Origin of the sequence: Yimella sp. RIT 621 (assembly GCF_004146205.1) — a bacterium.
Taxonomy (GTDB): Bacteria; Actinomycetota; Actinomycetes; order Actinomycetales; family Dermatophilaceae; genus Yimella; species Yimella lutea.
This window is the reverse complement of the sequence record NZ_SEIP01000003.1, coordinates 50,750-77,433: the sequence shown is the minus strand read 5'-3', so window position 1 is coordinate 77,433 and position 26,684 is coordinate 50,750. Positions and strand designations below refer to the sequence as shown.

At 67.2% G+C, this 26,684-nt stretch carries 23 protein-coding genes; 16 read left to right on the top strand and 7 right to left on the bottom strand.

Annotated features, from left to right (window positions below; translation table 11 throughout):
* The first annotated feature begins 40 nt into the window (after positions 1-40).
* Together EU513_RS03830 and EU513_RS03825 are read left to right on the top strand one after the other, a co-directional pair.
* Positions 41-820 (top strand): IclR family transcriptional regulator, encoded by a 780-nt coding sequence (locus tag EU513_RS03830; protein WP_129624579.1) that lies wholly within the window; start codon positions 41-43, stop codon positions 818-820.
* 156 nt (positions 821-976) lie between these two features.
* On the top strand, positions 977-2,437 hold the full coding sequence (locus EU513_RS03825; RefSeq protein WP_129624578.1) for a nucleobase:cation symporter-2 family protein: 1,461 nt from the start codon (positions 977-979) through the stop codon (positions 2,435-2,437).
* Between the two features lie 52 nt (positions 2,438-2,489).
* Here the strand turns inward: EU513_RS03825 and EU513_RS03820 are convergent, their stop codons facing one another.
* On the bottom strand, positions 2,490-3,389 hold the full coding sequence (locus EU513_RS03820) for a diacylglycerol kinase family protein (protein WP_168990131.1): 900 nt from the start codon (positions 3,387-3,389) through the stop codon (positions 2,490-2,492).
* A 157-nt stretch (positions 3,390-3,546) separates the two neighbouring features.
* On the opposite strand from EU513_RS03820, the gene EU513_RS03815 reads away from it, so the two are divergent.
* On the top strand, positions 3,547-4,266 hold the full coding sequence (locus EU513_RS03815; RefSeq protein WP_168990130.1) for a L,D-transpeptidase family protein: 720 nt from the start codon (positions 3,547-3,549) through the stop codon (positions 4,264-4,266).
* Between the two features lie 124 nt (positions 4,267-4,390).
* Positions 4,391-5,107 (top strand): L,D-transpeptidase family protein, encoded by a 717-nt coding sequence (locus tag EU513_RS03810; RefSeq protein WP_240795908.1) that lies wholly within the window; start codon positions 4,391-4,393, stop codon positions 5,105-5,107.
* Positions 5,108-5,163: 56 nt separating this feature from the next.
* On the opposite strand, the gene EU513_RS03805 is transcribed toward EU513_RS03810, so the two are convergent.
* Positions 5,164-5,865: an SDR family oxidoreductase gene (locus tag EU513_RS03805; protein WP_129624575.1), complete on the bottom strand. Its 702-nt coding sequence runs from the start codon at positions 5,863-5,865 to the stop codon at positions 5,164-5,166.
* A complete protein-coding gene (locus tag EU513_RS03800) occupies positions 5,862-7,988 on the bottom strand; it encodes a DUF6421 family protein (protein ID WP_129624574.1) in 2,127 nt (708 codons plus the stop codon). Before EU513_RS03800 ends, EU513_RS03805 begins: the two co-directional genes overlap by 4 nt.
* A gap of 119 nt (positions 7,989-8,107) precedes the next feature.
* On the opposite strand from EU513_RS03800, the gene EU513_RS03795 reads away from it, so the two are divergent.
* From EU513_RS03795 to EU513_RS03765, 7 genes are all read left to right on the top strand, one after another.
* Positions 8,108-9,256, top strand: a complete 1,149-nt coding sequence (locus tag EU513_RS03795) for an acyl-CoA dehydrogenase family protein (RefSeq protein WP_129624573.1) — start codon at positions 8,108-8,110, stop codon at positions 9,254-9,256.
* A 26-nt stretch (positions 9,257-9,282) separates the two neighbouring features.
* The gene (locus tag EU513_RS03790) at positions 9,283-10,047 is read left to right on the top strand and encodes a 3-hydroxyacyl-CoA dehydrogenase (RefSeq protein ID WP_129624572.1); all 765 of its coding nucleotides are present in this window, start codon (positions 9,283-9,285) and stop codon (positions 10,045-10,047) included.
* 343 nt (positions 10,048-10,390) lie between these two features.
* Complete coding sequence (locus tag EU513_RS03785; RefSeq protein WP_129624571.1) at positions 10,391-10,705, top strand: GIY-YIG nuclease family protein; 315 nt, start codon at positions 10,391-10,393, stop codon at positions 10,703-10,705.
* Between the two features lie 521 nt (positions 10,706-11,226).
* Positions 11,227-12,282 carry a low specificity L-threonine aldolase gene (locus EU513_RS03780; protein WP_239701101.1) on the top strand — a complete coding sequence of 352 codons (1,056 nt, stop codon included), beginning with the start codon at positions 11,227-11,229 and terminating at the stop codon, positions 12,280-12,282.
* Between the two features lie 111 nt (positions 12,283-12,393).
* Positions 12,394-13,146, top strand: coding sequence for a polysaccharide deacetylase family protein (locus EU513_RS03775; RefSeq protein ID WP_168990129.1), 753 nt, complete (start codon positions 12,394-12,396; stop codon positions 13,144-13,146).
* A gap of 42 nt (positions 13,147-13,188) precedes the next feature.
* Complete coding sequence (locus EU513_RS03770) at positions 13,189-13,674, top strand: hypothetical protein (protein ID WP_129624568.1); 486 nt, start codon at positions 13,189-13,191, stop codon at positions 13,672-13,674.
* Positions 13,671-14,498: an HTTM domain-containing protein gene (locus EU513_RS03765; RefSeq protein WP_129624567.1), complete on the top strand. Its 828-nt coding sequence runs from the start codon at positions 13,671-13,673 to the stop codon at positions 14,496-14,498. Before EU513_RS03770 ends, EU513_RS03765 begins: the two co-directional genes overlap by 4 nt.
* Here the strand turns inward: EU513_RS03765 and EU513_RS03760 are convergent.
* From EU513_RS03760 to EU513_RS03745, 4 genes are all read right to left on the bottom strand, one after another.
* Positions 14,488-17,040 carry a multicopper oxidase domain-containing protein gene (locus EU513_RS03760; RefSeq protein ID WP_240795907.1) on the bottom strand — a complete coding sequence of 851 codons (2,553 nt, stop codon included), beginning with the start codon at positions 17,038-17,040 and terminating at the stop codon, positions 14,488-14,490. The genes EU513_RS03765 and EU513_RS03760 overlap by 11 nt on opposite strands.
* Positions 17,041-17,104: 64 nt before the next feature.
* Positions 17,105-17,545 (bottom strand): hemerythrin domain-containing protein, encoded by a 441-nt coding sequence (locus EU513_RS03755; RefSeq protein WP_129624565.1) that lies wholly within the window; start codon positions 17,543-17,545, stop codon positions 17,105-17,107.
* 63 nt (positions 17,546-17,608) lie between these two features.
* The gene (locus EU513_RS03750; RefSeq protein WP_239701109.1) at positions 17,609-18,388 is read right to left on the bottom strand and encodes an SGNH/GDSL hydrolase family protein; all 780 of its coding nucleotides are present in this window, start codon (positions 18,386-18,388) and stop codon (positions 17,609-17,611) included.
* Positions 18,385-19,059: a uracil-DNA glycosylase gene (locus tag EU513_RS03745; protein WP_129624564.1), complete on the bottom strand. Its 675-nt coding sequence runs from the start codon at positions 19,057-19,059 to the stop codon at positions 18,385-18,387. The genes EU513_RS03750 and EU513_RS03745 overlap by 4 nt, the downstream gene beginning before the upstream one ends.
* Before the next feature lie 66 nt (positions 19,060-19,125).
* Between EU513_RS03745 and htpX the strand changes: the two genes are divergently transcribed.
* From htpX to EU513_RS03720, 5 genes are all read left to right on the top strand, one after another.
* Complete coding sequence (gene htpX / locus EU513_RS03740; protein WP_129624563.1) at positions 19,126-19,989, top strand: zinc metalloprotease HtpX; 864 nt, start codon at positions 19,126-19,128, stop codon at positions 19,987-19,989.
* Between the two features lie 164 nt (positions 19,990-20,153).
* Complete coding sequence (locus EU513_RS03735) at positions 20,154-22,463, top strand: bifunctional UDP-sugar hydrolase/5'-nucleotidase (RefSeq protein WP_129624562.1); 2,310 nt, start codon at positions 20,154-20,156, stop codon at positions 22,461-22,463.
* A 128-nt stretch (positions 22,464-22,591) separates the two neighbouring features.
* Positions 22,592-23,398 (top strand): RNA methyltransferase, encoded by an 807-nt coding sequence (locus EU513_RS03730; protein WP_205744663.1) that lies wholly within the window; start codon positions 22,592-22,594, stop codon positions 23,396-23,398.
* Between the two features lie 34 nt (positions 23,399-23,432).
* Complete coding sequence (pepN, locus tag EU513_RS03725; RefSeq protein WP_129624561.1) at positions 23,433-25,916, top strand: aminopeptidase N; 2,484 nt, start codon at positions 23,433-23,435, stop codon at positions 25,914-25,916.
* On the top strand, positions 25,913-26,668 hold the full coding sequence (locus tag EU513_RS03720; RefSeq protein WP_129624560.1) for a serine hydrolase: 756 nt from the start codon (positions 25,913-25,915) through the stop codon (positions 26,666-26,668). The genes pepN and EU513_RS03720 overlap by 4 nt, the downstream gene beginning before the upstream one ends.
* Positions 26,669-26,684: the final 16 nt, after the last annotated feature.

The following is a 26,684-nucleotide window of genomic DNA, read 5'->3' as shown; positions in this document are numbered from 1 at the left end:
CCATGGCTGTCCGTCGATATCTCACAAGAAGGTGGCATCGATGTCCACGAAGGTGACTCCGAAGTCGAAGACGGGTGGCGTGCAATCGGTCGAGCGCGCTCTGGAGATCGTCGAGCTGGTCGGGGCGGCGGGTGGTTCGATGGCGCTGGTCGAACTCGCCGAGGCATCCGGACTGCCGATGCCGACGATCCACCGCCTCGTGCGAACCCTCGTCGGCCGCTCCTACCTGCGGCAGCTACCGAACCGGCGTTACGCCCTTGGCGCTCGATTGATCCCGCTCGGCAACTCCGCGCTGGAGGTGTTCGGCGCCGGGTGCGCACCCCATCTGCGCAGCATCGTCGAGGCTCTCGGTGAGACCGTCAGCCTGGCGACCCTCGACGGAGACATGCTGGTGTACGTCGGCCAGGTGCCCTCGCCGCACGCCATGCGGATGTTCACCGAGCTCGGCAAGCACGTCCACCCGCACTGTAGGGCAGGGGGCAAGGCACTGCTGGCCGGAATGCCGGACGACGACGTGCGAGAACTGTTGTCGCGCACCGGAATGCCCGCGCACACCCCGAACACCATGACGGACCCCGACACGCTCATCGCCGAACTCGCCGAGATCCGTCGTACCGGTCGGGCGTTCGAGATCGAGGAGATGGAGATCGGTGTTCAGTGCGTCGCCGTCCCGGTGCCCTCGGACGAGGTGCAGCTGGCGCTGTCGATGTCGGCGCCGTCGGCCCGGATGAGCGACGAGGTGCGCGAGCGCGCCGTCCGGCTGATGCGTACGACGGCCGTCGAGGTCGCGCACGACCTGGCGCGTCAAGCGTCCGGGTGAGCCTCAGCGGCACATCTCGCGGGTATATCCCGACCCGCATCGTGGAAGCCTCTTGACGTTCACCCGGGCACCCTCCATCGTTCAACATACGAAATGTGAGTTCCGTCATACGGAACCGGGCAGCGGCGGTCACGCCGGGTGAAGGGAAGTACGCGCATGAGTGAAGCCGTGGCGAAGGACGGGCGTCATCCCGTCGACACGCCGATGGCCCCGGGGCCGTCGCTGATGTTCGGTCTGCAACACGTCCTGTCGATGTACGCCGGCGTCGTCGCCGTGCCGATCATCATCGGCGGAGCGCTGAAGCTTCCGCCGGGCGACCAGTTCTACCTCGTGTCCGCCGCGCTGTTCATGGCCGGTGTCGCGACGTTGGTGCAGACGATCGGCTTCTGGAAGTTCGGTGCACGTCAGCCGATCGTCCAGGGCACCTCGTTCGTCGCGGTCTCGAGCATGCTTGCGATCGCCGGCAAGAACCAGGGGCACGAGGGTCTGCAGATCATCTACGGCGCGCTGATCATCTCCGGCCTCGTCGGCCTGGTGCTCGCCCCGGTCTTCACCCAACTGCTGCGCTTCTTCCCCGAAGTGGTCACCGGGACCGTGATCACGATGATCGGTCTGTCACTCATCCCGGTGGGTGTCGGTTGGGCTGCCGGCGGTGTCGGCAGCGAGAGCTTCGGCCAGCCGAAGAACTACGCACTCGCATTCATCACGCTGTTGATCGTCGTGCTGATCTACCGCTTCCTGCCCGGCTTCTTCGGCCGCATCGCGATCATCCTCGGCCTGACGCTCGGCACGCTCGTCGCCATCCCCATGGGCATGGCGGACTTCTCCACCATCGGCGACGCGAAGACCTTTCAGGTGCCGATGCCCTTCCACTTCGGGACGCCGCAGTTCGAGACGAGCGCGATCATCTCCCTGGTCATCTGCATGCTCGTGATCATGGTCGAGGCGACCGCCGACATCCTCGCCCTCGGTGAGATCACCGGAAAGCCGGCCGACCGCGAGACCGTCGCGAACGGTCTGCGTGCCGACACCGGCTCGACCGCCCTGGCCGCCGTCTTCAACGGCTTCTCGCTCAGCGCCTTCGCGCAGAACGTCGGTCTGGTCGCGATCACCGGCATCCGCAGCCGCTACGTCGTCGCCTACGGCGGTGGAATCCTGATCCTGCTCGGCCTGCTGCCCAAGCTCGGCGCAGCGATCGCGGCGGTTCCCATGCCGGTGCTCGGTGGTGCTGGTCTGGTGCTGTTCGGCACCGTGGCCGCGTCCGGTATCCGCACGCTGAAGGAGGTCGACTTCAGCGGTAACGCCAACATCGTGATCGTGGCGACCTCGCTCGCCTTCGGCATGCTGCCGATCGTGCAGCGTGGAGCGTACGAGCACTTCCCGAGCTGGTTCCGCACGATCTTCGACTCGGGCATCACGTCAGCAGCAATCTGCGCGATCCTGATGAACATCCTGTTCAACATCATCGGACGCAAGGAGCAGGAGGAGGGCCCTGTCTTCTCCTACGGCCCGGGGATCGGCACGATCACCGACGAGGACGAGGCGCGCCTGTACCGCTCGCACGGGCACAACGAGAAGCCGCTCACCAAGGACAACGGCATCAACTCGGGTCACTGACCCGGCTGTGGCGAAGGTCTGCACGGACACGGTCCGTGCAGACCTTCGCCGTTCAGTGGAACAAGCGCAGCGCGCCCGCACGCACCTCGACCGTCACCGGGGTTCGGGTGTGCGGGTCACCGTCGGCGAACAGCACCAATGGCCGGCCGGCGGCGTCCGTCGCGGTCAGTTCGATCCTCGTCGCCCGCCACCGGTCGACATACGGCAACCGGACATGCTGGCCGCCGCGTTCCAGCAGCGCGGACGCCGCCAGTTGATCGAACCGACGTCCACGCGAGACAAGGACGTCGAGCAGGCCGTCGGTGAGATCGCCGCCGGGCGTTGCGGCCAGGCCGCCTCCGTGGCGTCCGGAATTTCCGATGTGCACGTTCCAGCCCTCGAACGATTCCTCTCGCGCGCCGTCCGGACCGTCGGTTCGCACTGCGAATCGAAAAGGCTTGACGGTCAGCGCAGTTCGAACGCCGGCCGCGGTGTACACGACCGGCCCGCGGATCCGTCGTAACCGGTTCGCGCGCTCGTTGGTGAGTGCGTCGAAACCTGCGGTCGCGGTGCCTACGAAAACTCGCTCACCGGCGATCCCCACGTCGATCCGGTGCTCGGTGGCCGAGGCAAGGGACCGGGTCACCGCCAGAGTGTCGCGCGGCAGTCCGAGACCGCGGACGAAGTCGTTTCCGCGTCCGGCCGGAAGCGGAGTGAGCAGTGCCCCGGACTGAACGCAACCCTGGGCCACGAAGGAGATCATCCCGTCGCCTCCCAAGGGGAGGACGATGTCGTCCGCAGCCGTTTGAGCCGCGACCTCGGTCGCGTGCTGGGCGCTTGTGGTCCGAACCAAGGTCGGTTCGAAGCCGAGGTCGCGCAGCGTGACCACGACCGTCTCGGCAGAGGTTGCGGCGGTCCCGGCGCCCGCTGCAGGGTTCACCAGCACAGTCGCGCGGCCGGACAGCTCGGTCATCGAGCCGGCCGTGGAATCGCAGGGGTGCTCACGGCGCACGAGCGTAGGGGAGTTCTCCCCATCGACGCATGCGGAAAACAGGCACACCATGAAGCCATCCCGAAAGGGAGGTGGCCTCGGGGGAGGCCGCACAGCACGAATCGAAGGGGGAATCATCATGGGAGCACAGATCAGCCGACGCACGGCCGTCCTCGGCATCGGGGGCGTCCTGGGGGCGGCTGCGATGGCACAGGTCGCGCAGTCGTCGGGGGCGTTCGCAGCACCGAGCGCCACGGGGTCGTATCGACCGATGCAGTACGGATCGACCGGGAACGACGTGCGCGCGGTGCAGACCTCGCTCGCAGCGGCAGGTTTCTGGTGCGGTTCGGCCGACGGAAGTTACGGCGCGCTGACCCAGCAGGCCGTCATGGCTCTGCAGAAGGCGTATGGAGCCCGCCGCACCGGACGGGTCGACTACTGGACGTGGACGAAGGTGCATCTGCGCCGGCGCACCTACAGCCGGTATCGCTACGACGGCATCGAGATCGACAAGACGCGTCAGCTGCTGCTGGTCGTCCGCGGCGCAGCGGTGCACTCGGTGTTCAACACCAGCACCGGCAACGGCGAATGGTTCTCCTACCAAGGGCGGTGGGTCCGCGCGACGACACCGTCGGGAACCTTCTCGATCTTCCGTGGCGGAAGCAACGGGTGGGACTACGGCGCCCTCGGCGGACTTTACCGGCCGCGCTACTTCAACGGCGGGATCGCGATCCACGGCTCGCCCAGCATTCCCGGGTACGCCGCGTCGCACGGCTGCTGCCGGCTCACCACGCGAGCCCAGGACCATCTGCTCGCCACCGGACGGTTGGCCATCGGGACGAAGGTGCGGGTGTACTGATCGACACTTGGTCACGATCTCGCCACAAGTTGGCGCGGGGCGGTGTGCACGGGGCAAGATGGGTCGTGACACCGCCTTGCGCCGCGTGTCCATCCGACAAATTCCACTTCTGCAAGGGACAGCCGTGACCATCGACCTGAGCCGACGCTCCCTCGTTCTCGGAGCCGGAGGCGGCCTCCTCGCGGGCGGCGCCTCGCTGGCGACGACCGAATCCGCAGAAGCGTCGACCATCATCATGAAGATCGGGTCGACTGGTGCTCGTGTCCTTCACTACCAGCGAGTGCTGACGGCCTCGGGCTATTGGCTCGGCACCCCCGACGGTAGCTTCGGACTCCTGACCCAGCAGGCGACGTACGCGCTGCAGAAGGCCCACGGACGAGCCCGCACCGGTTACGTCGATCAGGCCCTGTGGGACAGCGGTCTGCCGAAAGTACGTGCAACCAGCCGGCTCAAGCTGGACGGCATCGAGGTCGACCTCGCCAAGCAGTTGTTGATGGTCGTTCGGGGTGGGGTCGTCCAGGTCGCCCTCAACACCAGCACCGGCAACGGCGAACGCTTCCGGTACTACAACGGTTGGGCAACGGCGATCACCCCCAAGGGCACCTTCCGTGTCTTCCGTAAGTCGACGACGGAGACCAGCACCAACAGCTGGGTCACCGGGCCCCTCGGGTCCATGTACAAGCCGCGCTTCTTCACCTCCAGTGGCGTTGCGATCCACGGCTCCACCAGTATTCCGCCGTACCCGGCATCGCACGGCTGCTGCCGTTTGAGCACCGCCGCTCAGGACCACCTGCTGGGCTCGGGGTACCTCGGCATCGGCACCGACGTCCGTATCTATTGACCTTCCTGACCACGCAGGGCGAACCCGGATCGGGTTCGCCCTGCGTGGTTTCGGCGTCAGGTCGTGAGGTCGAGGATGCGGCCGTTGAGTGTCCTGGCCGGTTCGTCCCACAACGCCAACAGGGCATCGGCCACGTCACTCGTCGGCGTGAAGCCCGCGAACCTCGCGTCCGGCTTCGCCTCCCGCATCTGCGCGGTGAGCAACGCCATCACCCGAACCGCGACGGCCGCGGCGCAAGAACCGTCGAACGAGTCGGCCACCGCGCCGGTCCATGCCTCCGCGGCTGCCTTTGCGGCAACGTAGGCCGCGTTCTTCGCCGTCGGTTTCGCGACACCGGTCGAGGAGATGATCGCCAGACGTCCGTCCGGTGAATCGAGCAGCGCGTCGTGCAGGGCACGGGAGGCGTGCTGGAGTGTGCGAATCAGGTTGTCGTTCAGGAAATCCCATTCCGTGAGGTCAGCATCGACGATGCCTCTGCCGCCCTTCCATCCGCCCACGAGGTGCAGCAGGCCGTCGATACGGCCGTACTCGGTCACGAGCTCGTGACCCCACGCGAGCGTTGCCGGTTCGTCGATCAGATCGATGGCGGTCGGCACGAAACGTGCCCCGAGTTCCTCGCGGATCTTCATGAGCGAGCCGCTCTCACGGCCGGCACCGATCACCGTGGCACCGGCGTCGATCAACCGGCGGCTGGTTTCCCGACCCAGCGCACCGGACGCACCGGTCACGACGACGACCGCGCCCTTCGGCAGGCTCATGCGACGACCGGTGTGCTCGAGGCATCGGTTGCCGCGGTGATGCCGCGGGTCGACTCGATGACACCCGACAGCTTCTTGCGCAGCGCCTCGTAGAACACGTTGAGCGGGAACTCGTCGGGCTGCACCAGGTCGACCAAGGCCTTCACCGGACCGTCAAGCGGAAGTTCCTGGGCTCCCGTCGCCCAGACGGACGCCGGGTGCGGCGCCACGTATCGGGTCACGAACTCATACGACGCGAGCCAATGGCCCACGCGGGAACGATCGATCCCGCTGCGGTACAACGTCTCCACCTCCTCACAGAGCGCGACGACGACGTCGGGGACACGACGCCAGTCGAAGGAGAGCTTGTTGTCGGTCCAGCGCAGGGCGTCGTGCTTGTGCAGGTAGGCGAACATCAGCTGTCCGCCGAGGCCGTCATAGTTGCGCACCCTGTCGCCGGTGATCGGGAAGCGGAACAGCCGGTCGAACAGGATGGCCAACTGCACCGACTTGGCGTACGGCTGCCCCTCGGCCTCGAGCTTGACGGCCTCACGGAAGGTCGCCAGGTCGCAGCGCAGTTCCTCAAGCGCGTACATCCAGAACGGCATCCGCTGCTTGATCATGAACGGATCGAACGGAAGATCACCGTGGCTGTGCGTGCGGTCGTGGATGAGGTCCCACATCGCGAACGTCGACTGCGCGAGTTCCTGGGAGGCGAGCAGGCGCTCGCCGTCCGGTGGCAACTGCAGGTGCAGCAGGTCGGACGCCGCTTCGACGACGCGGCGGAAGCGGGCACCCTCGCGGTCGCAGAAGATAGCGCCCCAGTGGAACTTCGGTACCTCGCGGACCGCGACCGTCTCGGGGAAGAGGACCGCGCAGTTGGTGTCGTATCCGGGGGTGAAGTCGAGGAAGTTCACCGGTACGAACGCCGAGTTCACGTACTCGCGCTCCACCTCGGCCAGCCACTCCGGCCACGGTACGGTCACCAGGAGCGCCTCGAAGACCCGGTTCGGGTTGCCGTTCTGCGTGTACATCGGGAACAGCACGAGGTGCTCGATGCCGTCGAGGCGGTGCTGATCCGGGCGGAACAGTACGAGCGAATCCAGGAAGTCCGGTACTCCGAACCCGCCGTCGACCCACCTGCGGAAGTCGGCCGGAAGTGCCGCAAGATACTCGTGCTCGTGCGGGAACAGCGTTGCGAGAGAGTCGATCTCGGTGACGATCTTCTCGACCAGTTCGCGGGCTCGCTCATGCGAGTGTGCCGTGCCGTCGATCGAACCGTCCTTGCTCTGCATCTCACGCAGTTCGAGCACGGCAGCTTTCAGGCGCTGCCATTCGGGCAGGTTCGCGGTCTGCGACCCGTTCACTTCCCGCGGGGCCGCCCGTCGTCCGGCGGACGCCCAGGTGGCGATGTTCGTCCAGAAGCGGGAGTGGTCCAGTTCTTCGATGGAGTCGTCACCGACGAGGTCGGAGTCTGCGAGGGCGACGACGCGTCCGGCACCGAACGGCGTTGCCACTGCGAGCGGACGACCGGCGGGGTGCGCGGTCGCGCTCGACGAGGCGAGCACCTGCGCCCGGGGGCAGTCGCTGATGTCGATGACGCCGGCACGGTAGAAGCAGAGCTCGTCGACACCGGCGAGGACTCCCTGGCCGTGGCCGCTCGGAATCTCACCCAACACCCAGGTGGCGTTGCGGTGGTGGCGGCGTCCGCCGTCGGCCGACTCGTGAACCAGCGTGCTTTCGACGCGAAGTCCGAATCGGGCGAGGAGCTCGTTGAGGTTGTTGCCGTAGGTGTCCTGTTCACACTCGGCGAACACGATGAGTCCGCCACCCGCCTCCACGTACTGGACGACGGCATCGATCTCATCCGGTTCGAGCACCGGTGGGAGGTCGCCCATCACGCGCTCTGCACGCGCCTCGGCCGGATGGTCGATGACCAACACGTCGGCGTCCGACAAGGCGTCCGGGGTGAACCTGGAGGTGAGTCCAGCGACCTCGAAGCCGCGTGCCTCCAACGCGCTCACCGCGATCGACAGGCTGGCGTCGGCCGGATTGGCGGGGTTCATCGTCGCCGCGACGGAGCGGTCGAGCGACCAGGCACTGCTATGGGCCTGGTCGATCAGGACCTTTGGGAAAACACGCATTGAGGTCACCTCCATACAAAACTTTCGGTCTGATCCAGCCTAGACCGTAAATATTGCAGTCGTCGAGGCGGCAGGTGGTCCCCGTCACACCGGGTGCGGTGGTCAGTAGCCTTGCCGTCATGCCCGTTGAACGCCTGCTGCCGACCGATGAGGCGACAGATCTGCTCGACCTCACCCGCGAACTCGCCGATGGGGAGGTCCTGCCACGTGCATCAGGGGACGAGGCGACGGCCACCCCGCCGCGGGACGTGTTCCGTGTGCTCGGCCGCGCCGGGCTGTTGTCGTTGCCCTACCCGGAGGAGTTCGGCGGCGCCGACCAGCCGTACGAGGTCTACCTGCAGGTGGTCGAGGAGATCGCACAGCGTTGGATGGCGGTGGCTGTCGGCGTCAGCGTGCACTGCCTCACCGCGTACCCGGTGGCCGAGTTCGGCACTCGCGAACAACAGGAGGTACTCCTGCCGGGGATGCTCGGCGGGGAACAACTTGGCGCCTACGGCCTGTCGGAGCGGGAGTTCGGCTCCGACATCGCGCACATGCGCACACGTGCCGTCCAGGAGGGCGAGGACTGGCGGATCAAGGGCACCAAGGCGTGGATCTCCCATGCTGCTCACGCCGACTACTACACGACGTTCGCACGCACGGACGACACCGCGGGCAAGGGTCTGTCCTGCTTCGTCGTGCCCGCCGATGCCGACGGACTGAGCTTCGGTGCACCCGAGAAGAAGATGGGTCTGCACGGTGACCCGGTGGCGGAGGTCGTCTACGACGACGTGCCGGTCGGTGCTGACGCGCTGATCGGTGAGCGTGGTCAGGGGATGGCAATCGCGCTCAGCGCACTGGATGCCGGTCGTCTCGGAATCGCCGCGGCAGCAACGGGATTGGCACAGTCGGCACTCGACCACTCCGTGGAGTACGCGAAGGAGCGTCAGCAGTTCGGCCGCGCGATCGCCGACAACCAGGGGTTGGCGTTCATGCTGGCCGACATGGACGCCGCGGTCGGTGCGGCCCGCGCGACCTACCTGCACGCCGCGCGCCTGAAGGACGCCGGCCGCCCGTTCGGCAAGGCGGCCGCGGTGGCGAAGCTGGTCGCCACGGACGCCGCCATGAAGGTGACGACCGACGCCGTCCAGGTGCTCGGCGGCGCCGGCTACACCCAGGACTTCCCGGTTGAGCGGTTCTTCCGCGAGGCCAAGGTGACCCAGATCTTCGAGGGCACCAACCAGATCCAGCGCCTGGTGATCTCGCGTCACCTGCTCGCTTCACTGTGAATTCGATTTCGAGACAAGGACTTCCGATGAAGATCACCGACACGACCGTTGCCCTGATCACCGGTGGTGGCTCCGGCCTCGGCGAAGCGACCGCGCGCCGTCTGAACGCCGAGGGCGCCGCTGTGGTCCTGGCCGACCTGGCGTCGTCCAAGGCGCAGAGCCTGGCCGACGAGTTGGGCGACCGTGTCCGTTTCGTCGCGGCCGATGTGCGTGACGAGGCCCAGGTGCAAACCGCGGTTGACGCAGCCAGGGAACTCGGTGATTTGCGCATCGTCGTCAACTGCGCCGGCGTCGCGACCCCGGGGCGCATCGTGGGCAAGCGCGGCGTGCACGACCTGGAGCAGTTCCGTACCGTTGTCGAGATCAACCTGATCGGCACGTTCAACGTGCTCCGGCTGGCTGCGGCGGCGATGGCGGAGAACGAGCCGGTCGAGGGTGACCGTGGAGTGGTTGTGATGACCGCGTCTGTCGCTGCCTTCGACGGCCAGGTCGGACAGGCTGCGTACGCCAGCTCCAAGGGCGGCGTCGTGGGTCTCACCCTGACGGCAGCACGAGACCTGGCGGACAGGGGAATCCGAGTCATGACGATCGCCCCGGGCACCTTCGAGACCCCGATGATGGCCGGCCTCCCGAACGACGTGAAGAGCGTCCTCGAGGCTCAGGTGCCACACCCCTCGCGGCTCGGCCGCCCGGAGGAGTACGCGCAGCTCGTCGACTCCATCGTCGCCAACCCGATGCTCAACGGCGAGGTCATCCGCCTCGACGGCGCCCTCCGCATGCCCCCCCGCTGACATTCCGTTCGACTGAGAGGCCGTGTCACTCACCGGGTGTCGGCGCGCGGAACCTCCTTCGTCGGTTCCGCGGCTCAACCAGCGGTCGGTTGAGCCGCGCTGTTCGCCTGGCTGAAACCTCTGGCATGGACGAAGTGGTTGGAGCGGTTGTCGTTGGTGGCTGGCTTCTCCGCCGGTTGAGCCAGGCGTCCGACGAAGGAGGACGCCTGCGCCGAAACCGCTGACCCTGAATGGAAACCTGGCCACAGCGCCTGTCTCCACAGATGGCCACGGACGTGGCGTTTCATCCACACGGTCCAGCCTCGACCTCGACGTCATCGGGTGCCCGACTGAGCGTGGACCCATGCCATACGTCTACCTGCTCGAATGCTGCGACGGCTCCTACTACTGCGGCAGCACCTGGGACCTCGAACGCCGCCTCTGGGAACACAATCACGAACCCGCCGGCGCGATGTACACGAGGAGACGTCGTCCGGTGAAGCTCGTCTGGTTCGCCGAGATGGAGCGCATCGACGACGCTTACTTTGCTGAGAAGCAGATTCAGGGTTGGGGTCGGGCCAAGCGTCAGGCGTTGATCGACGGACGCCGCGATCTGCTGCCTGCTCTGTCCGCCAAGGGCTACCGCTGCGAAGCGCAACCGAGGCAGTCGTCCGGCTGAGTAGCCGTCGCATCTCACCGGGTTTCGGCGCGTACGCCTTCGTTCCTCAGGCGTTCGGCTCAACCAGCGATGGTGGCTGGTCTTTTCGCTGGTTGAGCCAGGCGTCCGACGGAGGAGGATGCCTGCGTCGAAACCTAGGGCGCGTGCGAAGTGGCTGGGGCGGTTGTGGTTGGCGGCTGATCTTTCCGCTGGTTGAGCCAGGCAGTCGCCCGGCTGAGTAGCCGTCGCATCTCACCGGGTGTCGGCGCGTACGCCTTCGTTCCTCCGGCGTTCGGCTCGACCAGCGATGGCGGCTGGTCTTTTCGCTGGTTGAGCCAGGCGTCCGACGCAGGAGGATGCCTGCGTCGAAACCTCTGGCGCGTGCGAAGTGGCTGGTACGGCCGCCGTCGGCGGAGTGCTTCGTCGGGATGGCCCGGCGTGTACGCGCTGGTTCCTCAGGCGTGCGTTTCAGCGGAGACCGTGAACAGCGGGACCACGGGGGGAGGCCAGAGCCGCACGAGGGGGCTGAGAGGATTGTGGGTGTGACTGAACTCGATGTGCTGCACGACCCGACCGACCGCGGATTCGCCAGTGACAACTACTCCGGCATCCACCCCGAGGTGCTCGCCGCGATCGTCCGGGCGAACGGTGGACACCAGACCGCGTACGGCGACGACGTCTACACCGCCCGTCTGCAGGAGACCTTCAAAGGGCTCTTCGGCGACAAGGCCGAGGCCTACCCGGTCTTCAACGGAACGGGAGCGAATGTCGTTGCGTTGCAGGCGGTCACGCAGCGGTGGGAGTCGGTGATCTGCACTGCGACAGCGCACATCCACGTCGACGAGTGCGCAGCGCCCGAGCGGATGGGCGGACTGAAGCTGATGACCGTGCCGACCCCGGACGGCAAGCTCACCCCCGAACTCATCGACACGGTCGGGGTGCGCAAGGACGACGAGCATCACGCGCAGTCGAAGGTCGTCTCGATCACCCAGTCCACCGAACTCGGCACGGTCTACACGGTCGAGGAGATCGCCCACATCGCCGAGCGCGTCCACGCGAACGGCTGGGTGCTGCACGTCGACGGTTCTCGTCTGTCGAACGCGGCAGCGAGCCTCGCGGTCACCTTCAAGGAGATGATCACCGACACCGGCGTCGACATCGTGTCGTTCGGCGGCACCAAGAACGGACTCATGGTCGGCGAAGCGGTGCTCGTGCTCAACCCCGAGGTCGTCACCGGGATGAAGTACCTGCGCAAGCAGTCGATGCAGTTGGCGTCCAAGATGCGCTTCGTCAGTACTCAACTCGAGGCGCTGCTGACCGACGAGTTGTACCTGCGCAACGCCGGCCACGCCAACGCGATGGCCACCCGGCTGGCTGAAGCGGTACGCGACATCGACGGCGTCATCCTGCCCCGCCCAGTGCAGGCGAACGCGGTCTTCGCGATCCTGCCGAAGTCGGTGTCGCAGAAGCTGATGGGAGACTTCCACTTCTACTTCTGGGACGAGGGTGTCGGGGAAGTGCGGTGGATGTGTTCCTGGGACACCACCGAGCAGGACATCGACGAGTTCGCCGCTGCCATCCGCGCAGCGATGTCCTGAACGGCCGCCCCACCGACCTCCAGCGACGGGCCGCCGCCGGCATTCGCGTGGCGCGATCGTCGCAGCGTCGCCATAATCGTGAACATGGGGGAAACGAGGGGTTCTTTTTCGGTGAGCCGACGGCGGGCGCTACTCATGTCCGGTGGGGTTGCTGCGGCCAGTTTGTCCACCGGCGCGAGCGCAGCCTTCGCCATCGACGAACACGAGCGCACGAACCGTGAGCCGTCGTACCGGCTGTCGCCGCCGTCGCCGCGCACCGGCGAATTCCGGGCGGACGTCGTCTGGCGCAGCTCGAACCCCGGCATCGCGCTCACCTTCGACGACGGTCCCGACCCGCGCTACACACCCGCGCTTCTGGACAACCTCGCCGAGAACAGTTGCAGAGCGACGTTTTTCGTCCTGCTCGATCACGTGAACAAGCATCCGGAACTGACCCGTCGCATTGCGCGGGAAGGTCACGAGCTCGCCGTGCACGGCGCCGACCATCGCGACATGGCTCAGTTGACGCCCGATGAACTGGCCGGCTCCATGCAGCGCACCAAGCAGGCGATCACCGAACTCACCGGGTACACGCCGGTGCTCATGCGTCCGCCGTACGGCCGGTTCGACGCGCCGGTGCTGCACGCGGCGACGATGCAGCGGCTGCGGATGGTCCTGTGGTCCGACTACCTGCCCGGGCGCAAGTCGGCAGCCGCAGCCGAACGACTCGAAGCCGAACTGTCCGACGGTGCGATCGTGCTCTGCCACGACGGACGCGGCACGGCGACCCAGGAGGTTGTTCTCGCCCTGGAGGACTTCGTACCGAAGTGTGTCGCAAGGGGATTGGCGCTGCGGACGGTCAGTAACCTGCTCGCCGATGCCTGACCTGTCGGTGTCGTCGCGCCCGCTGCTGGCATGCTGACGGACGTGCCCGAGCAGACCGATTCGCCGACCCGAACGGTCGGGTTGTGGGCTCGCGTCGCCGCGATGCTCGTACTGGTGGTCGCCCTAGTCCTTGGCTCCGCAGTCGGCAACGACCGGTGGTGGCCGATCGGCCCGATGGTGATGTTCGCGTTCGGGGTGAACCCGGACGGGCAGGTGCGCTCACTCGGCATCGAGGCCGACACCGTGGACGGACGCAGGGTCGTCGTGCCGTTGGGGGCCGGCGGAATCGGCTTGGAACGAGCCGAGATCGAGGGTCAGGAGACCCGCATCCTCGCCGAGCCCAAGCGCCTGCAGGCCGTCGCGGTCGCGGCGTCCCGGTCGTTGTCGAACCCGCCGGGGTACCGGGTGATCTACCTCGTCGACACGGTGCAACAACTGCGTGGCGGCGCGGCCCACGGCAAGCCGCAGCGGGTGGTGCTGGCCACCTGGCAGGTCGTCGACCCGCACGACCCGAAGGATCTCTCGTGAACTGGGCCTTCCCGCAGGTGCCCACCGAACGCATCATCTGGATGCGGCGGCTGGTGTATCTCGTGGTGCTGCTCGACATCTTCTGGCTGACGGCGTTCCCCATCGGCCACGGGAACATCCCCGCCGACCTCTACCAGCCGCTGCCCATCCGCGATCTGTTGCACCTGCCGCAACCGAACGCGGTGTATGTCCGCGTACTGCAGATCGTGATCGCGGTCGGGGCCGTCCTCGGCCTGCTCGGGATCAAACCCAAGAGCGCCGGATGGGTTGTCGCCTTCGGGATGCTCGACTGGCTCAGCAATGCCTACTCCTACGCCAAGATCAACCACGACCACCTCGCGTTGCTGGTCGCCCTGTTCGTGCTCCCGCTCGCCGCCGGGCGGATCACTGACGCGCGAGATGCGTTGCAGCGCAACGGGTGGACGGTCCGGATGATCCAGATCTCGGTCGCAGCGACCTATTTCCTCGCGGCCGTCGCGAAAGTGAAGGAAGCAGGCTGGGGTTGGGCGAGTTCGGCGGTACTCGTCTGGGCGATCACCCGGCGCGGGTCATTCATCGCCGAGCCGCTCACCAGCGTCCCCCAGGTCACCTATGTCTTCCAGTGGATCTCGCTGATCGCCGAGTTCCTCGCGCCGCTGATGCTCGTGCTGCGCGGTCGTCCGCTGTACGCGTACGTCGGATTCTGGTTCGTCTTCCACGCCAGCACGTTCGCGCTGCTGAGCATCCACTTCATCCCGACGGTGGTCTGCCTGTTCGCCTTCCTGCCCTTGGAACGGCTGCGCCTCGGGCGTCGTACGGCGCCGGTGGCTGCTGCTACCGGCTGACCCGCAGGATGCCGTGAGCACCGCGTTCGGCGTCCACCATCACGTGTGACACGAACGGGTAGTTGCCGGCCTCCGGCAGCGTGAGTTCGACGAACCCTCCCTGCGCCGCCGCCAGCGCGAGCGACTGCGCACCGCCCGGCCCGCCGTTCAGCAGGTCGTTGCCCTCGAAGTACACCCGGTCGTACTGGCCGCCGACCACATGGAAGGACGTGCCCCGGTTCGGACCCGCATTCAGCACCCAGATCCGGACCCGTTCGCCCACCTTCGCGGTCAACGGCCGGTGGTCGTACTGGCTGGCAATTCCGTTGAAGGTCGCCAGATCCGGCTTCTCGGCGGAGACCGCATCACCGTCGACCTCGGCGACCTTCGATCGGCCGTCGCCGTTCACGTACGCCTCCGATTGCACGAGCACGTACTCCCGATCGACCGTCGGCAGGTTCGGCGGGTCGATGATCACCGCACCGTGCATGCCGGCCGCGATGTGCATCGACATGGGCATGGTCGAGCAGTGATACATCCAGATGCCGGCGCGCGTCGCGGTGAACCGGTACACCAGCGACTGACCAGGCGCGATCGTCCGCATGGGCCGGTCCGGTGCCAGCGAGCCCGCGTGGAAGTCGATGGAGTGACCCATCGACCCCTGGTTGACCAAGGTGATCTCGAAGGTGTCACCGATCCTGCCGCGCAGCGTCGGGCCGGGGACGGTGCCGCCGAACGTCCAGCGCTTCTGTTTGATGCCGGGTGCGACCTCCATCTCCTGTTCGACGATCGGCAATCGCAGCCTGTGCACCTTCGTGCTCGGCGCGGGAGGAAGGGAAGCGTCCACGACGGACCTCGGGGCCCGGTCGTCCGGGCGCAACGGTTGCTCCGCATTTGCCGGGACAGGTGAATTGGCCTGAACCGCAGGCTTTCCGGTGACGACGACGTCGAACACCATCCCCATCCGTCGGTGCCCGAGGACGCTGCACCAACCCTGGGTGCTCGCACCGACGACACCGACGTCCAGCGTCTGGCTCTGACCCGGACGCAGCCGGTCGGTGGCCTTGCCGTTCGTGAACGTCAGGTCGTGCGAGTTCTTGGTGTCCCGATTGGTCAGCACGACGACCAGGCGGTCGCCTGCCGGCACCTGCACCGCTTTCGGCATGAAATGCATGTCGTGCGCGGTCACCTGCACCGTGGTCGTCCGGCCGGTCGCAACCACGGACGACGGCGACAGGGCTTGGTCGGGCGTGCCGCCGAGGATCACCGGGTTGAGTGCGATGCCTGCGACGACGGCCACCGCAAGTGCGAGTGCGGCGGACAGCGCCTGGACGATACGCGAGCCGGACAGCGCGGCCGGCGGCTCGGTCGGGGCACCGGTCGCGAGCGCGATCCTGGTGCGGACCATCGACCGAATCGCCCTGAACATCAACGGGATGAATGCAGCGAGGGCAAGCAGGACGACGACCGACAGCACGACACGGACGGCGCTGGGGACCGGCAGCACGCACAGCAGCAACCCACCGTTGATCAGCACCAGCCGCGCGGTCGACCACTTCTCGAACACCGAACGTCCGGCGGCCAGGACGCGAGGTCCGCCGCCGACGACGCTCGGGATCAGGTACGACAGCGCACCGGTGACCAGCTGCAGCGCGAACCCGACGACCACCATCGAGGCGACCCGGCCGTAGGACGCGGAGATCTCGACGAGTGGGTCACGCGCCACCCGCACCAGCAGAGTGACGGCAGCGGCGACGAGCCAGAGCACCCCGGCGCCGGTCGACCACGCGGCGAACTCCCGCCGCTGCTTGGCGCCGCGGAAGGCGCGGACCAGCGGTACCGCCCAGGCAACGACGCAGAGCACGTAGCCGAACAGCCCGGCGAGCAGCGTGGGCCGGTTGTCGAGCAACGCGCCGGTGACCGTGGTCGCCAGGAAGATCGCGAAGAAGGGGAGAGCGCGGATCGAGTAGGCCTCCGCTTTCTCATCGATCCGGGTACGCAGGATGGTTGGCCCCAGGGTGACGAGCGTGCCCAGTACGGTGAACCCGAGCCAGCCGAGCACCATCGTCATGGAGTGCGCGACCAGCAGTTCGGCGTGAGTCTGTTCCTCGGGTCCACGGGCCAGCAGCACACCGAGTGTCGCCCCGACCGGGACGCACGCGGCGGCGAGCAGGTAGTAGCGGATCGTGATCCGGAAGCGGCCGGGCAGCGCGGCGCGCAACCGACGTCCGAGCTGCACGGCGTGCCAGCAGACGGCGCCGACGACCAGGCACGCCCCGGCGACGACCAGCCACCACCAGAGGGTGGGGACGCCGATCGTGATCGAGCTGACACCCGCGAAGAGCATGGCCAGGCGCAGCGTCTGGTGCTTGCGCGGATCGATGGACTCCGGCGACTTCAGCAAGGCCTGCGTGAAGTGCGTGCTCCACACCATCGCCGAGTGGGTGACCGCGCCAAGCATCACCAGATGCACCATGAGCCAACGGGATTCGGGGATGAAGCGGTGGTTGACGGCAACGACGAACGCGAGGATCAGCCAGACCACCGACGGGCGATCGCGCATCGCCCCGCGGCCGCGCGACCCCGCGCTGGGGCGTCCTGATGTGACAGACCGTGACGTCATCTCGTCACACCGCGGCCGGCGGCGTCAGCGCGTCGACCTCGTCCCACTCCGGGCCGGCGAACGCGATCGCCGCGGCCGGGAAGAGACCGTTCTCCTCCCGATTGATGTGTTCTCGCAGAGCGATCTCGAACGCGTGCATCTCGTCGTGGGCGCCGGCGCGGATGCGCTTGAGTTGCGCGTCCAGGCTGTCGTGTTCGGCACACAGGTGCTCGATGTGCTCGGTGAAGTCCTCGTCGCGGGCCAGCACGGTGAAGACGCCGGCCTCCTCGGCTTCGGTGTGCGGGAACAGCAGTCCGGCGAGCAGGTCGGCCGAGCGCTCGATGCCGTGGCGGTCGGCGGCTTCGACGGCCCGGCGCAACTCGCCGTTCGCGTTGATGATGGCCACATGTTCATCCATGAACCGGCCGATGATCGTGATCGACTCACACCCGCAATACGTACACATCGTGCTCTCGACGGTACGCCTGCTTCGCCGGTCGACCCAGGGACCAAGGTCCCCGCCGGGGACTCAGTCGAGCGGCGTGATCGTCGGGCGTTTGGGCTGAACCTCGTCGCCGGAGCTGCGCCCCTGCAGGCGCCGCTGCACCCATGGCGCCGCGTACTCCTTGGCCCAGGCGGCGTGACCCGCGATCGACTCGCGACGGCCGAGTGGGGGAGCGGGGTCGAGCGGGACCGCCCAGTCACGTTCACCGGTGTGTTGGCCGAGTGCCCAATACGCCTGTGCGGCAATGCGTTCGTGGCCCAGGCTGGACAGGTGGATGCGGTCGATGCCCCACATGCGGGCGTCGCGTAGGGAACGAAGCCCCCACTGGTCGATCACGTACGCGCCCTGTCGTTGTGCGATGCCCCAGATGTTCGCGTTGTGCGATCCCATGCGTCCGGCCAGACGGCGCAGCACCGCCGCGCCCTTCGGATTGGCCATCGTGCACATCAGGACGTCGGCTCCGGTCGATCGGATGCGTTCGACGGCTGCTTCGAGTTCGTCGGCGATGCGGTCGAGGTCGGCCTTCGGACGCAGGATGTCGTTGCCACCGCCCACGATCGACACGAGGTCGGGTTCGAGTGCAAGCGCCGCCTCCAACTGCGGACCCGCGACGTCGGCGAGCAACCGGCCACGCACGGCGAGGTTGGCGTACCCGAACGGTCGCCCCTCGGGGCGGGCATCGGATGCCAACTGCGCGGCGAGCCGATCGGCCCAACCGACGTAGGCGCCGGGGTCGTCCGGGTGCTCATCGACCATGCCCTCGGTGAAGCTGTCGCCGATCGCGACGTAGCGCTGCCAACTCACGGGAGACTCCAATCGATCGGTTCGGCGCCCTGGCGCTGCAGCAGCTCGTTGCACCGGCTGAACGGTTTCGACCCGAAGAATCCCGATCGGGCCGACAGCGGGGACGGGTGGGCGCTCTCGACGTACGGCACCTCACCCAGATGCGGTGCGAGGTTGCGGGCGTCGCGGCCCCACAGGATCGCGACCAGCGGTCCGCCGCGCTCCACCAGTCCGCTGATCGCGGCGGCGGTCACGGTCTCCCAACCCTTGCCGCGGTGACTCGCGGGCGTGCCCGGTCGCACGGTCAGCACCCGGTTGAGCAGCAGCACCCCGCGCTCGCTCCACGGCGACAGGTCACCGGTCGAGGGCCTGGGCACCCCGAGATCGGACCCCAGCTCGGTGTAGATGTTCATCAGGCTGCGCGGGATCGGGTGGACGTCCGGCGCCACCGAGAACGACAAGCCGACGGCGTGCCCGGGGGTCGGATACGGGTCCTGGCCGACGATCAGTACGCGCACCTCGTCCATCGGCCCGGAGAAAGCACGCAGCACGTTCTCCGACGCCGGAAGGTATCCGCGGCCGGCGGCGAGTTCGGCACGCAGGAACTCCCCGCACGCAGTCAGCGCGTCCGCCGCCGGGGTGAGGCTGGGCACCCAGCTGGGGTGGACGAGTTCGGCCAACGGCTTGGGCATGAGCACAAACCTACGACGGTGAACGCGGTATGGAACACGCGAACCGTCCGCGACGTTCATCCAGATGTGCACAAGCATTACAACGGCCTGAAGACGGCCCTGCTCTTCGGCGCCATCTGGGCGCTGCTGCTGGGTGTCGGATCGCTCATCGGTGGCGGCAAGTTCATCTGGGTGTTCGCGCTGATCGGCGTGGCGACGACGTTCTACGGCTACTGGAACAGCGACAAGCTGGCCCTGCGCGCGATGCAGGCCTACCCGGTGAGCGAGATCCAGGCGCCGCAGATGTACCGCATCGTCCGCGAACTCTCCAACGCCGCAGGCAAGCCGATGCCGCGGTTGTACATCTCTCCCACGCAGGCACCGAACGCGTTCGCGACCGGCCGCAACCCCAAGAATGCAGCGGTCTGCTGCACCGAGGGCATCCTGGAACTGCTGGACGAGCGTGAACTGCGAGCGGTGCTCGGGCATGAACTGATGCACGTCTACAACCGCGACATCCTGACCTCGTCCATCGCGGCGGCGCTCGCCGGAATCGTCACCTCCGTCGCACAGATGATGATGTTCGCGGGCGCGCTGGGTGGCAGCGACGAGAACCGTCCGAACCCCATCGCGATGCTGCTGATGGCCTTCCTCGCGCCGTTCGCGGCGATGATCATCCAGTTCGCGATCAGCCGCACTCGCGAGTACGACGCGGACGAGGACGGCTCCCGACTCACCGGCGACCCGCTCGCGCTCGCGTCCGCGCTCGCGAAGCTGGAACACGGAGTTGCCCGCGCCCCGTTGGCCCCGACCCCGAAGGTCGTCAACGCCAGCCACATGATGATCGCGAACCCGTTCCGGGCGCAGGACGTGTCCCGACTGATGTCGACCCACCCCTCGACCGCCGACCGCATCGCCCGACTGCAGGCGATGGCGCAGCGAGGTCTGTGAGTCGCACGTTCGGGGTGAACTCTCGAAGGACGTTCGTATAACGCTGTGTCACAACAGTCGACGTGGCGGGCAGTGAGGTGCAGACTGACCCTCGAGCCGAAGTCGGTCCGTGCTGGAGATGGCCGTGCAGCGGCGCATCCCCGAACCGTCAAGGAGCTCCTTCCATGCAGTCAGCCCGCCTGCTCGGCGCTGCCGCGACCGTCGCGCTCGCCGCGTCGTTCGCTGCATCGCCCTCGGCCCTCGCCGCCACGAACGTCGGCGACGGCCCGATCAGCCCTAATCTCACCAAGATCAGCCTGCTCAACACCAACGACTTCCACGGTCACTTCACCAAGGACTTCGCCTGCACCGTCACCACAGCGCAGAACGAACTCGGGGCGACGTTCCTGTCGGCCGGTGACAACGTCGGCGGTACGCCGTTCGCGTCCGCTTCGCAGAACGACGTGCCGGCGATCGACTACCTGAACGCGCTCGACCTGAAGGCGTCGGCCGTCGGAAACCACGAGTTCGACAAGGGCTTCGCCGACCTCACCGGACGCGTCCAGGCCCGTGCGAACTGGACCTACCTCGGAGCGAACGTCTACCGGGCGGGCACCACCACCCCGGCGCTGCCGGCGTACAAGGTGATCGATGTGAACGGCGTGAAGGTGGGCGTCGTCGGCGCGGTCACCTCCGACGTCCCGTCGCTGGTCGCCGGCGACGGCATCAGCGGTCTCACCTTCGGCGACCCGGTCGCTGCCGTGAACCGCACCGCAGCACAGCTCAAGGACGGTGACGCCTCCAACGGTGAGGCGGACGTCGTCGTCGCCGAGTACCACGAGGGCGCCGCCGGGGGCGGGGACGCCACCCTCGCCTCGCAGACTGCGCGGGGTGGAATCTTCGCCAAGATCGTGAACGGGACCGCTGCGAGCGTGGACGCGATCTTCACCGGTCACACCCACCAGATCTACGCCTGGGACGCACCCGCTCCCGGTGGCGGCACGCGCCCGGTCATCCAGACCGACTACTACGCCTCCCACCTCGGTGTGCTGCAACTCGGTTATGACCCGACCACCAAGAAGGTCACCCAGTACTCCGTGACCAACCGCGAGGTCACCGCAACCACTGCGGCCTGTGAAGCCGACGCTCGTTACCGGTCCGCCGCCACGATCGTCGACAACGCCAATGCGCGCGCCGATGTCATCGGCAAGCAGCCGGTCGGCAAGATCACCGCCGACATCACCACGGCCCTCAAGCCGGACGGCAGCCGCGACGACCGCTTGCGCGAGTCGACCCTGTCGAACCTCATCGCCCAGTCGTACGTCGACTCGATCAACAAGCCGGGTCGCCCCGGCGGTGTCGAGATCGGTGTGATGAACCCCGGCGGCGTGCGTGCCGACCTGAAGTACGGCACCGACGGCACGATTACCTATGCCGATGTCGCGGCGATCATGCCGTTCAACAACACGGTGCAGACCATCGAGGTCACCGGCGCGCAGTTCAAGCAGGTGCTGGAGCAGCAGTGGCAGCCCGAGGGCAGTTCGCGTGCGTTCCTCAAGCTCGGACTGAGCAAGAACGTCACCTACACCTACGACCCGAGCGCGGCCGCCGGTTCGCGGATCACCTCGGTCACTGTCGACGGGCAGCCCCTCGACATGGGCAAGACCTACACGGTCGCGTCCAACTCCTTCCTGGTCGGCGGTGGTGACAACTTCACCGCGTTCGAGGCGGCAGACGCGACGCGTAAGGACTCCGGCCTGATCGACCAGTCGCTGTTCGTCGAATGGTTCAAGGACCACAACCCCGCAAGCCCCTCGTTCGCCAAGAACGGTGTGGCCGTCGAAAACCAGCCGAAGGCGGTCACCCAGGGTGAAGAGGTCACGTTCACGGTGTCCGGGCTCGACATGACCAGCGCGGGTGCCCCGACCACGACCGAGGTCGAGGTCTTCCTGGGCACCCAGTCGCTCGGCACTTTCCCGGTGCAGAAGGTGCTGACCACGGCGCCCCCGTTCCCCACGCGTAACGAGACCGCGACGATCACTGTCAAGATCCCGGCCGACGCGATGACCGGAGCACAGCAGCTCTTCGTCAAGGCCGCGCAGACCGGCACGACCGTCACCATGCCGGTCACCGTGGTGGCCGCGGACCAGCCGAGCCCGACGTCGACCCCGACGGCTTCGCCCACCGGCACCGAGTCGCCGACGGCTTCGCCCACCGGCACCGAGTCGCCGACGGCTTCGCCCACCGGCACCGAGTCGCCGACGGCTTCGCCCACCGGCACCCCGACCAGCACGCCGACCAGCACGCCGACCAGCACGCCGACCAGCACGCCGACCAGCACGCCGACCAGCACCGTGACCGGCCCGCCCGTCGTGACCGACGGTGACCAGAGCGGCGGATCGTCATCGAGCAACGGCGGTCTGTTCGCCGGTGCCGGTGCGCTGTTCGCGATGCTCCTCGCCGGAGCCTGGGTGCTCGGACGTCGCCTGAGCTGACTACGCCCGTAGTCCAGGGAACCAGTCGTAACAGCGACCGCTTCCCGAGGACGTCGAAAACGGACGCCGTCGTGGCTCGACCACGGCGGCGTCCGTGCGTCCACAGCGGTTGTGGATACCGTGACCGGGTGAGCGCGCCGACCCGGATCCACACCCGAAATGCGACCTTCCAGCAGTGGCAGGCGTTGCTGACCAACCGCACCAAGCGGCATCGTCAGGCCCAGTTCCTGGTACACGGGGTGCGGCCGATCACGCTCGCGATCGATGGCGGCTGGGAGCTGCTCGCGCTCATCCGCCCGAACGACGGGCACCGATCGAAGTGGGCGGCGCGGGTGTGGGACGAGGCGTTCTGTCAGCGGGTCGAGATGCCCGCCGACATGGTGCGCGAACTTGGCGACCGTGCCGACACCGCACCGGAACTCGTCGCGGTGGTCGCAATGCCGCCGGACGATCTCGACCGACTCCGCGCACCCGATCCGCTGCTCGTCGTGTTCGACCGGCCGACGCAACCAGGCAACATCGGCACCCTGCAACGGTCTATGGACGCCTTCGGTGCGACCGGTCTGATCGTCACCGGGCACGCCACCGACCCGTACGACCCGAAGGCGGTGCGTGCGTCCACGGGTTCGTGCTTCAACATCCCGACCGTCCGGCTCGATTCGGCCGACGTGGTTCTGAACTGGATTGCCGGACAGTCCGATTCATGGCGAGTGCTGGGCACGGACGAGGGCGGCGAGCAGGATCTGCGCGCGGTCGACCTCACCGGACCGACACTGCTGGTCGTGGGCAACGAGACCCGCGGCATCAGCCACGCTTGGCGCGAGGCGTGCGATCAGGTGGTCAGCATCCCGATGGTCGGAGGCACGAGTTCGTTGAACGCAGCAGTTGCCGGTTCGATCGTGCTGCACGAGGCTCTGCGACAGCGGCAGGTCTGAGAGCGAGCATCGGGTCGCCTGGCAGAGTGGGCGTATGGCCATCCTGTTGCAGACCGAAGCGGTCGAACGCGCCCGGCTGATCGCCGGCATCTCCTACACCGTTGACCTCGACCTCACGCTCGGTGACACCGAGTTCGGGTCTCGCACCGTCGTCCGCTTCTCATGCAGCGAACCAGGCGCGTCCACGTTCATCGATCTCAAGGCAGTGTCGGTCGAGTCGATCACGCTGAACGGCAACGATATTCACCCATCCGCGATCTCGGACGGCCGGCTCACCCTCACCCAGCTGCAGCAGGCCAACGAACTCTCGGTCACCGCTCGCATGGCCTATACCCGCGACGCTCAGGGTCTGCACCGTGCGGTCGACCCGGCGGACGAGAAGGCGTACGTGTACGGGATGTCGTTCCTGGACGCGGCACCGCAGATCTTTCCCTGCTTCGACCAACCCGACCTGAAGGCCGGCTACGACCTGACGGTCACCGCGCCGCAGGACTGGGTGGTCGCCGGTAACAGCGCCGCGAAGCAGACATCCCCTGGTCGCTGGGAGTTCGAGACGTCCAAGCCTCTGGCGACGTACTTCTTCACGATCTGCGCCGGACCCTACGAGACGGTGCGTGATGAGCACCGCGGCATTCCGCTCGCGTTGCACGCCCGAGCCTCGCTCGGGCAGGACCTGCGTCGTCATGCCCCGCAGATGCTGGATGTGACCAAGCAGGGGCTGGACTACTTCGAGGACCTCTTCGGCATCGACTACCCGTGGGGCGAGTACCACCAATTCTTCGTGCCCGAGTTCAATGCCGGCGCGATGGAGAACCCCGGCTGCGTGACCTTCCGCGACCAGTACATCTTCCGCGGTTCTGTCGGTCGCGCCGAGATCATGCAACGCAGCAACACGATCCTGCACGAGATGGCACACATGTGGTTCGGCGACCTGGTGAGCATGAAGTGGTGGGACGATCTGTGGCTCAACGAATCGTTCGCCGAGTACATGGCGCACCGAGCATGCTCCGCGGCAACGGAATTCGACGACGCCTGGGTCGATTTTGGGATCAGTCGCAAGAACTGGGGCTACGCCGCCGACCGTGCGCCGTCCACCCATCCCATCGCCGGCAACGCTGCCGACGACACCGACTCCGCGCTCACCAATTTCGACGGCATCTCCTACGCGAAGGGGTGCTCTGCATTGCGTCAGCTCGCGCTGTATGTCGGTGACGACGCATTCGTCGGGGGAGTGCGCGACTACCTGCGTGATCACTCCTACGGCAACGCGACGCTTGCCGACTTCCTGGACGCGATCAGCGCGCACACCGATGTCGATCTGGACGCGTGGTCCAAGGGTTGGCTCGAGACCGCCGGCACGGACGAGATCGCCGTCGTGGTCGACGGTGACCCGATCGGTGTGGTGGAGGCGGTGCGCACGACGCCCGAAGCGCACCCGGCGGACCGACCGCACATGCTCGACATCGCAGGCTTCTGCGGCGGTAAGGAGGTATGGCGCACACCGGTTTTCACCCTCGGTGCCACGTCAGGAGAGCAGACGCCGTTGACCGGGCTGGAGCGTCCGAAGCTGTTGGTGCCGAACGCCTCCGACCTCACCTGGACGATCCCGGTGTTCGACGACAACACCCTTGCCGCGATGCCGGACGAACTGCCGAAGGTCGAAGACCCGCAGGTGAGGCAGGTCGTCTGGGCCGGCCTGCTCAACGGCATGGCCCTGTCCACCGTCGACCCACAAACCGTGCTGGCGGTGTTCGAGGCGTCGTTCCCGACCGAGGAGAACGAGTCGTTGCGGCACTGGACGGCTCGTCTCGTGCGGCGCAGGCTCGGATACTTCCTGCCGGACGCAGAGAGGCAGGAGGCGACCGAGCGCATCGCGGTTGCAGCGACCGTCGCGCTTGATGCGGCCGACGCGGAGCGCGCGGTCACTCCTGGTCGTCTGCTGGCAGCGACCTCGAGTCACGAGGGTCTGCTGCGCCGGTGGGTGGCTGCAGAGGACCTACCCGACGCACTCGCGGGCGACCTGGACGTGAGGTGGACCGCACTGACCCGTCTCGCCCAACTCGGCCATGCGGACGATGCGGCGATCGACGCGTTCGCGGCGCAGGACCGCACGATGGCCGGCGAACAGAATGCGTTGCGGGCCAAGGCTGTTCGCCCGACTCCCGAGGCGAAGGAATGGGCATGGACCCAGTTGGAGTCCAACTCCTCATTGTCGAACTACGAGGCACTCGCGATCGCAGAGACCATCTTCGTCGCGCCGTCGTCAGAACTGGTTCGTCCTCACGTCGAGCGCTACTTCCGCGTGCTGCCGAAGTTGGCCGACCGCCTCGGCGAGTTCGCCTCGCAGAAGATCGCGGCTGCCGCTTTCCCGGTCGGGGTCACCGAGCAGGCGACGTCGGACGCCGCGCAGGAAGCGTTGCGATCCGGGCGCATGACTGCAAACGTCCGACGAGCCATCGTCGACGGCACCGCCGAACTCGACGAGGCACTCGCCTCGCTGCAGCGGTTCGGTCGATGACGTCGAGGACCGAACACACGCTGCTCGTCGTCGACACGGACGGTCGCGAACTGCACCGCGTCGGTGACGTGGATGCGGTGCGTCCGATCGCGTCCGTCGGCAAGCTGCTGCTGCTCGCGTACGTCGCCGCCGAACTGGATGCCGAGCGGTTGGACGGGGCTGAACTGCTCGCCAAGGAATCCGTACTGCGAGTGCAGGACTCGGGCTTGTGGCAGCACCTCGATGCTGCCGCCCTGTCGGTACTGGACTGTTGCCGACTGGTCGCGGTGGTCAGCGACAACCTCGCCACGAACGTCCTGCTGGAGCGGGCGGGGCTCGACCGGGTGCGTGAGTTCGCCACCGGCCTCGACGTCACCCCGTACGAACTGCTCGACTTCATCCGTGACGAGCGCGGGCCGGACACGGCGCCGACCTTCGCCCTCGGCTCGGCTGCGTCGCTGATCCGGTTCATGGGGTTGGTGCACCACGGTGTGGTGTCGGCAAGGGTGCGTGACTGGATGAAGCTGAACGTCGACCTCAGTCTGTCGGCCGGTGTGCTCGCGCTCGATCCGCTCGCCCACATCGACGACGAACCCGGTCTGCTGAACAAGACGGGTTCGGACGACGGAGTGCGGGTGGACCTCGGCTCGATCACCTCGAACGGACGCACCGTGCACTACTGCGCGATGGCCCACTGGCAGCCGGGGGAGCCGTTCACCCGGCGGATCGCCGGGGAGATGCGCTCGCTGGCGCAGCAGACGCTGCTCGCCTGAAGGACGGACGGCGGCC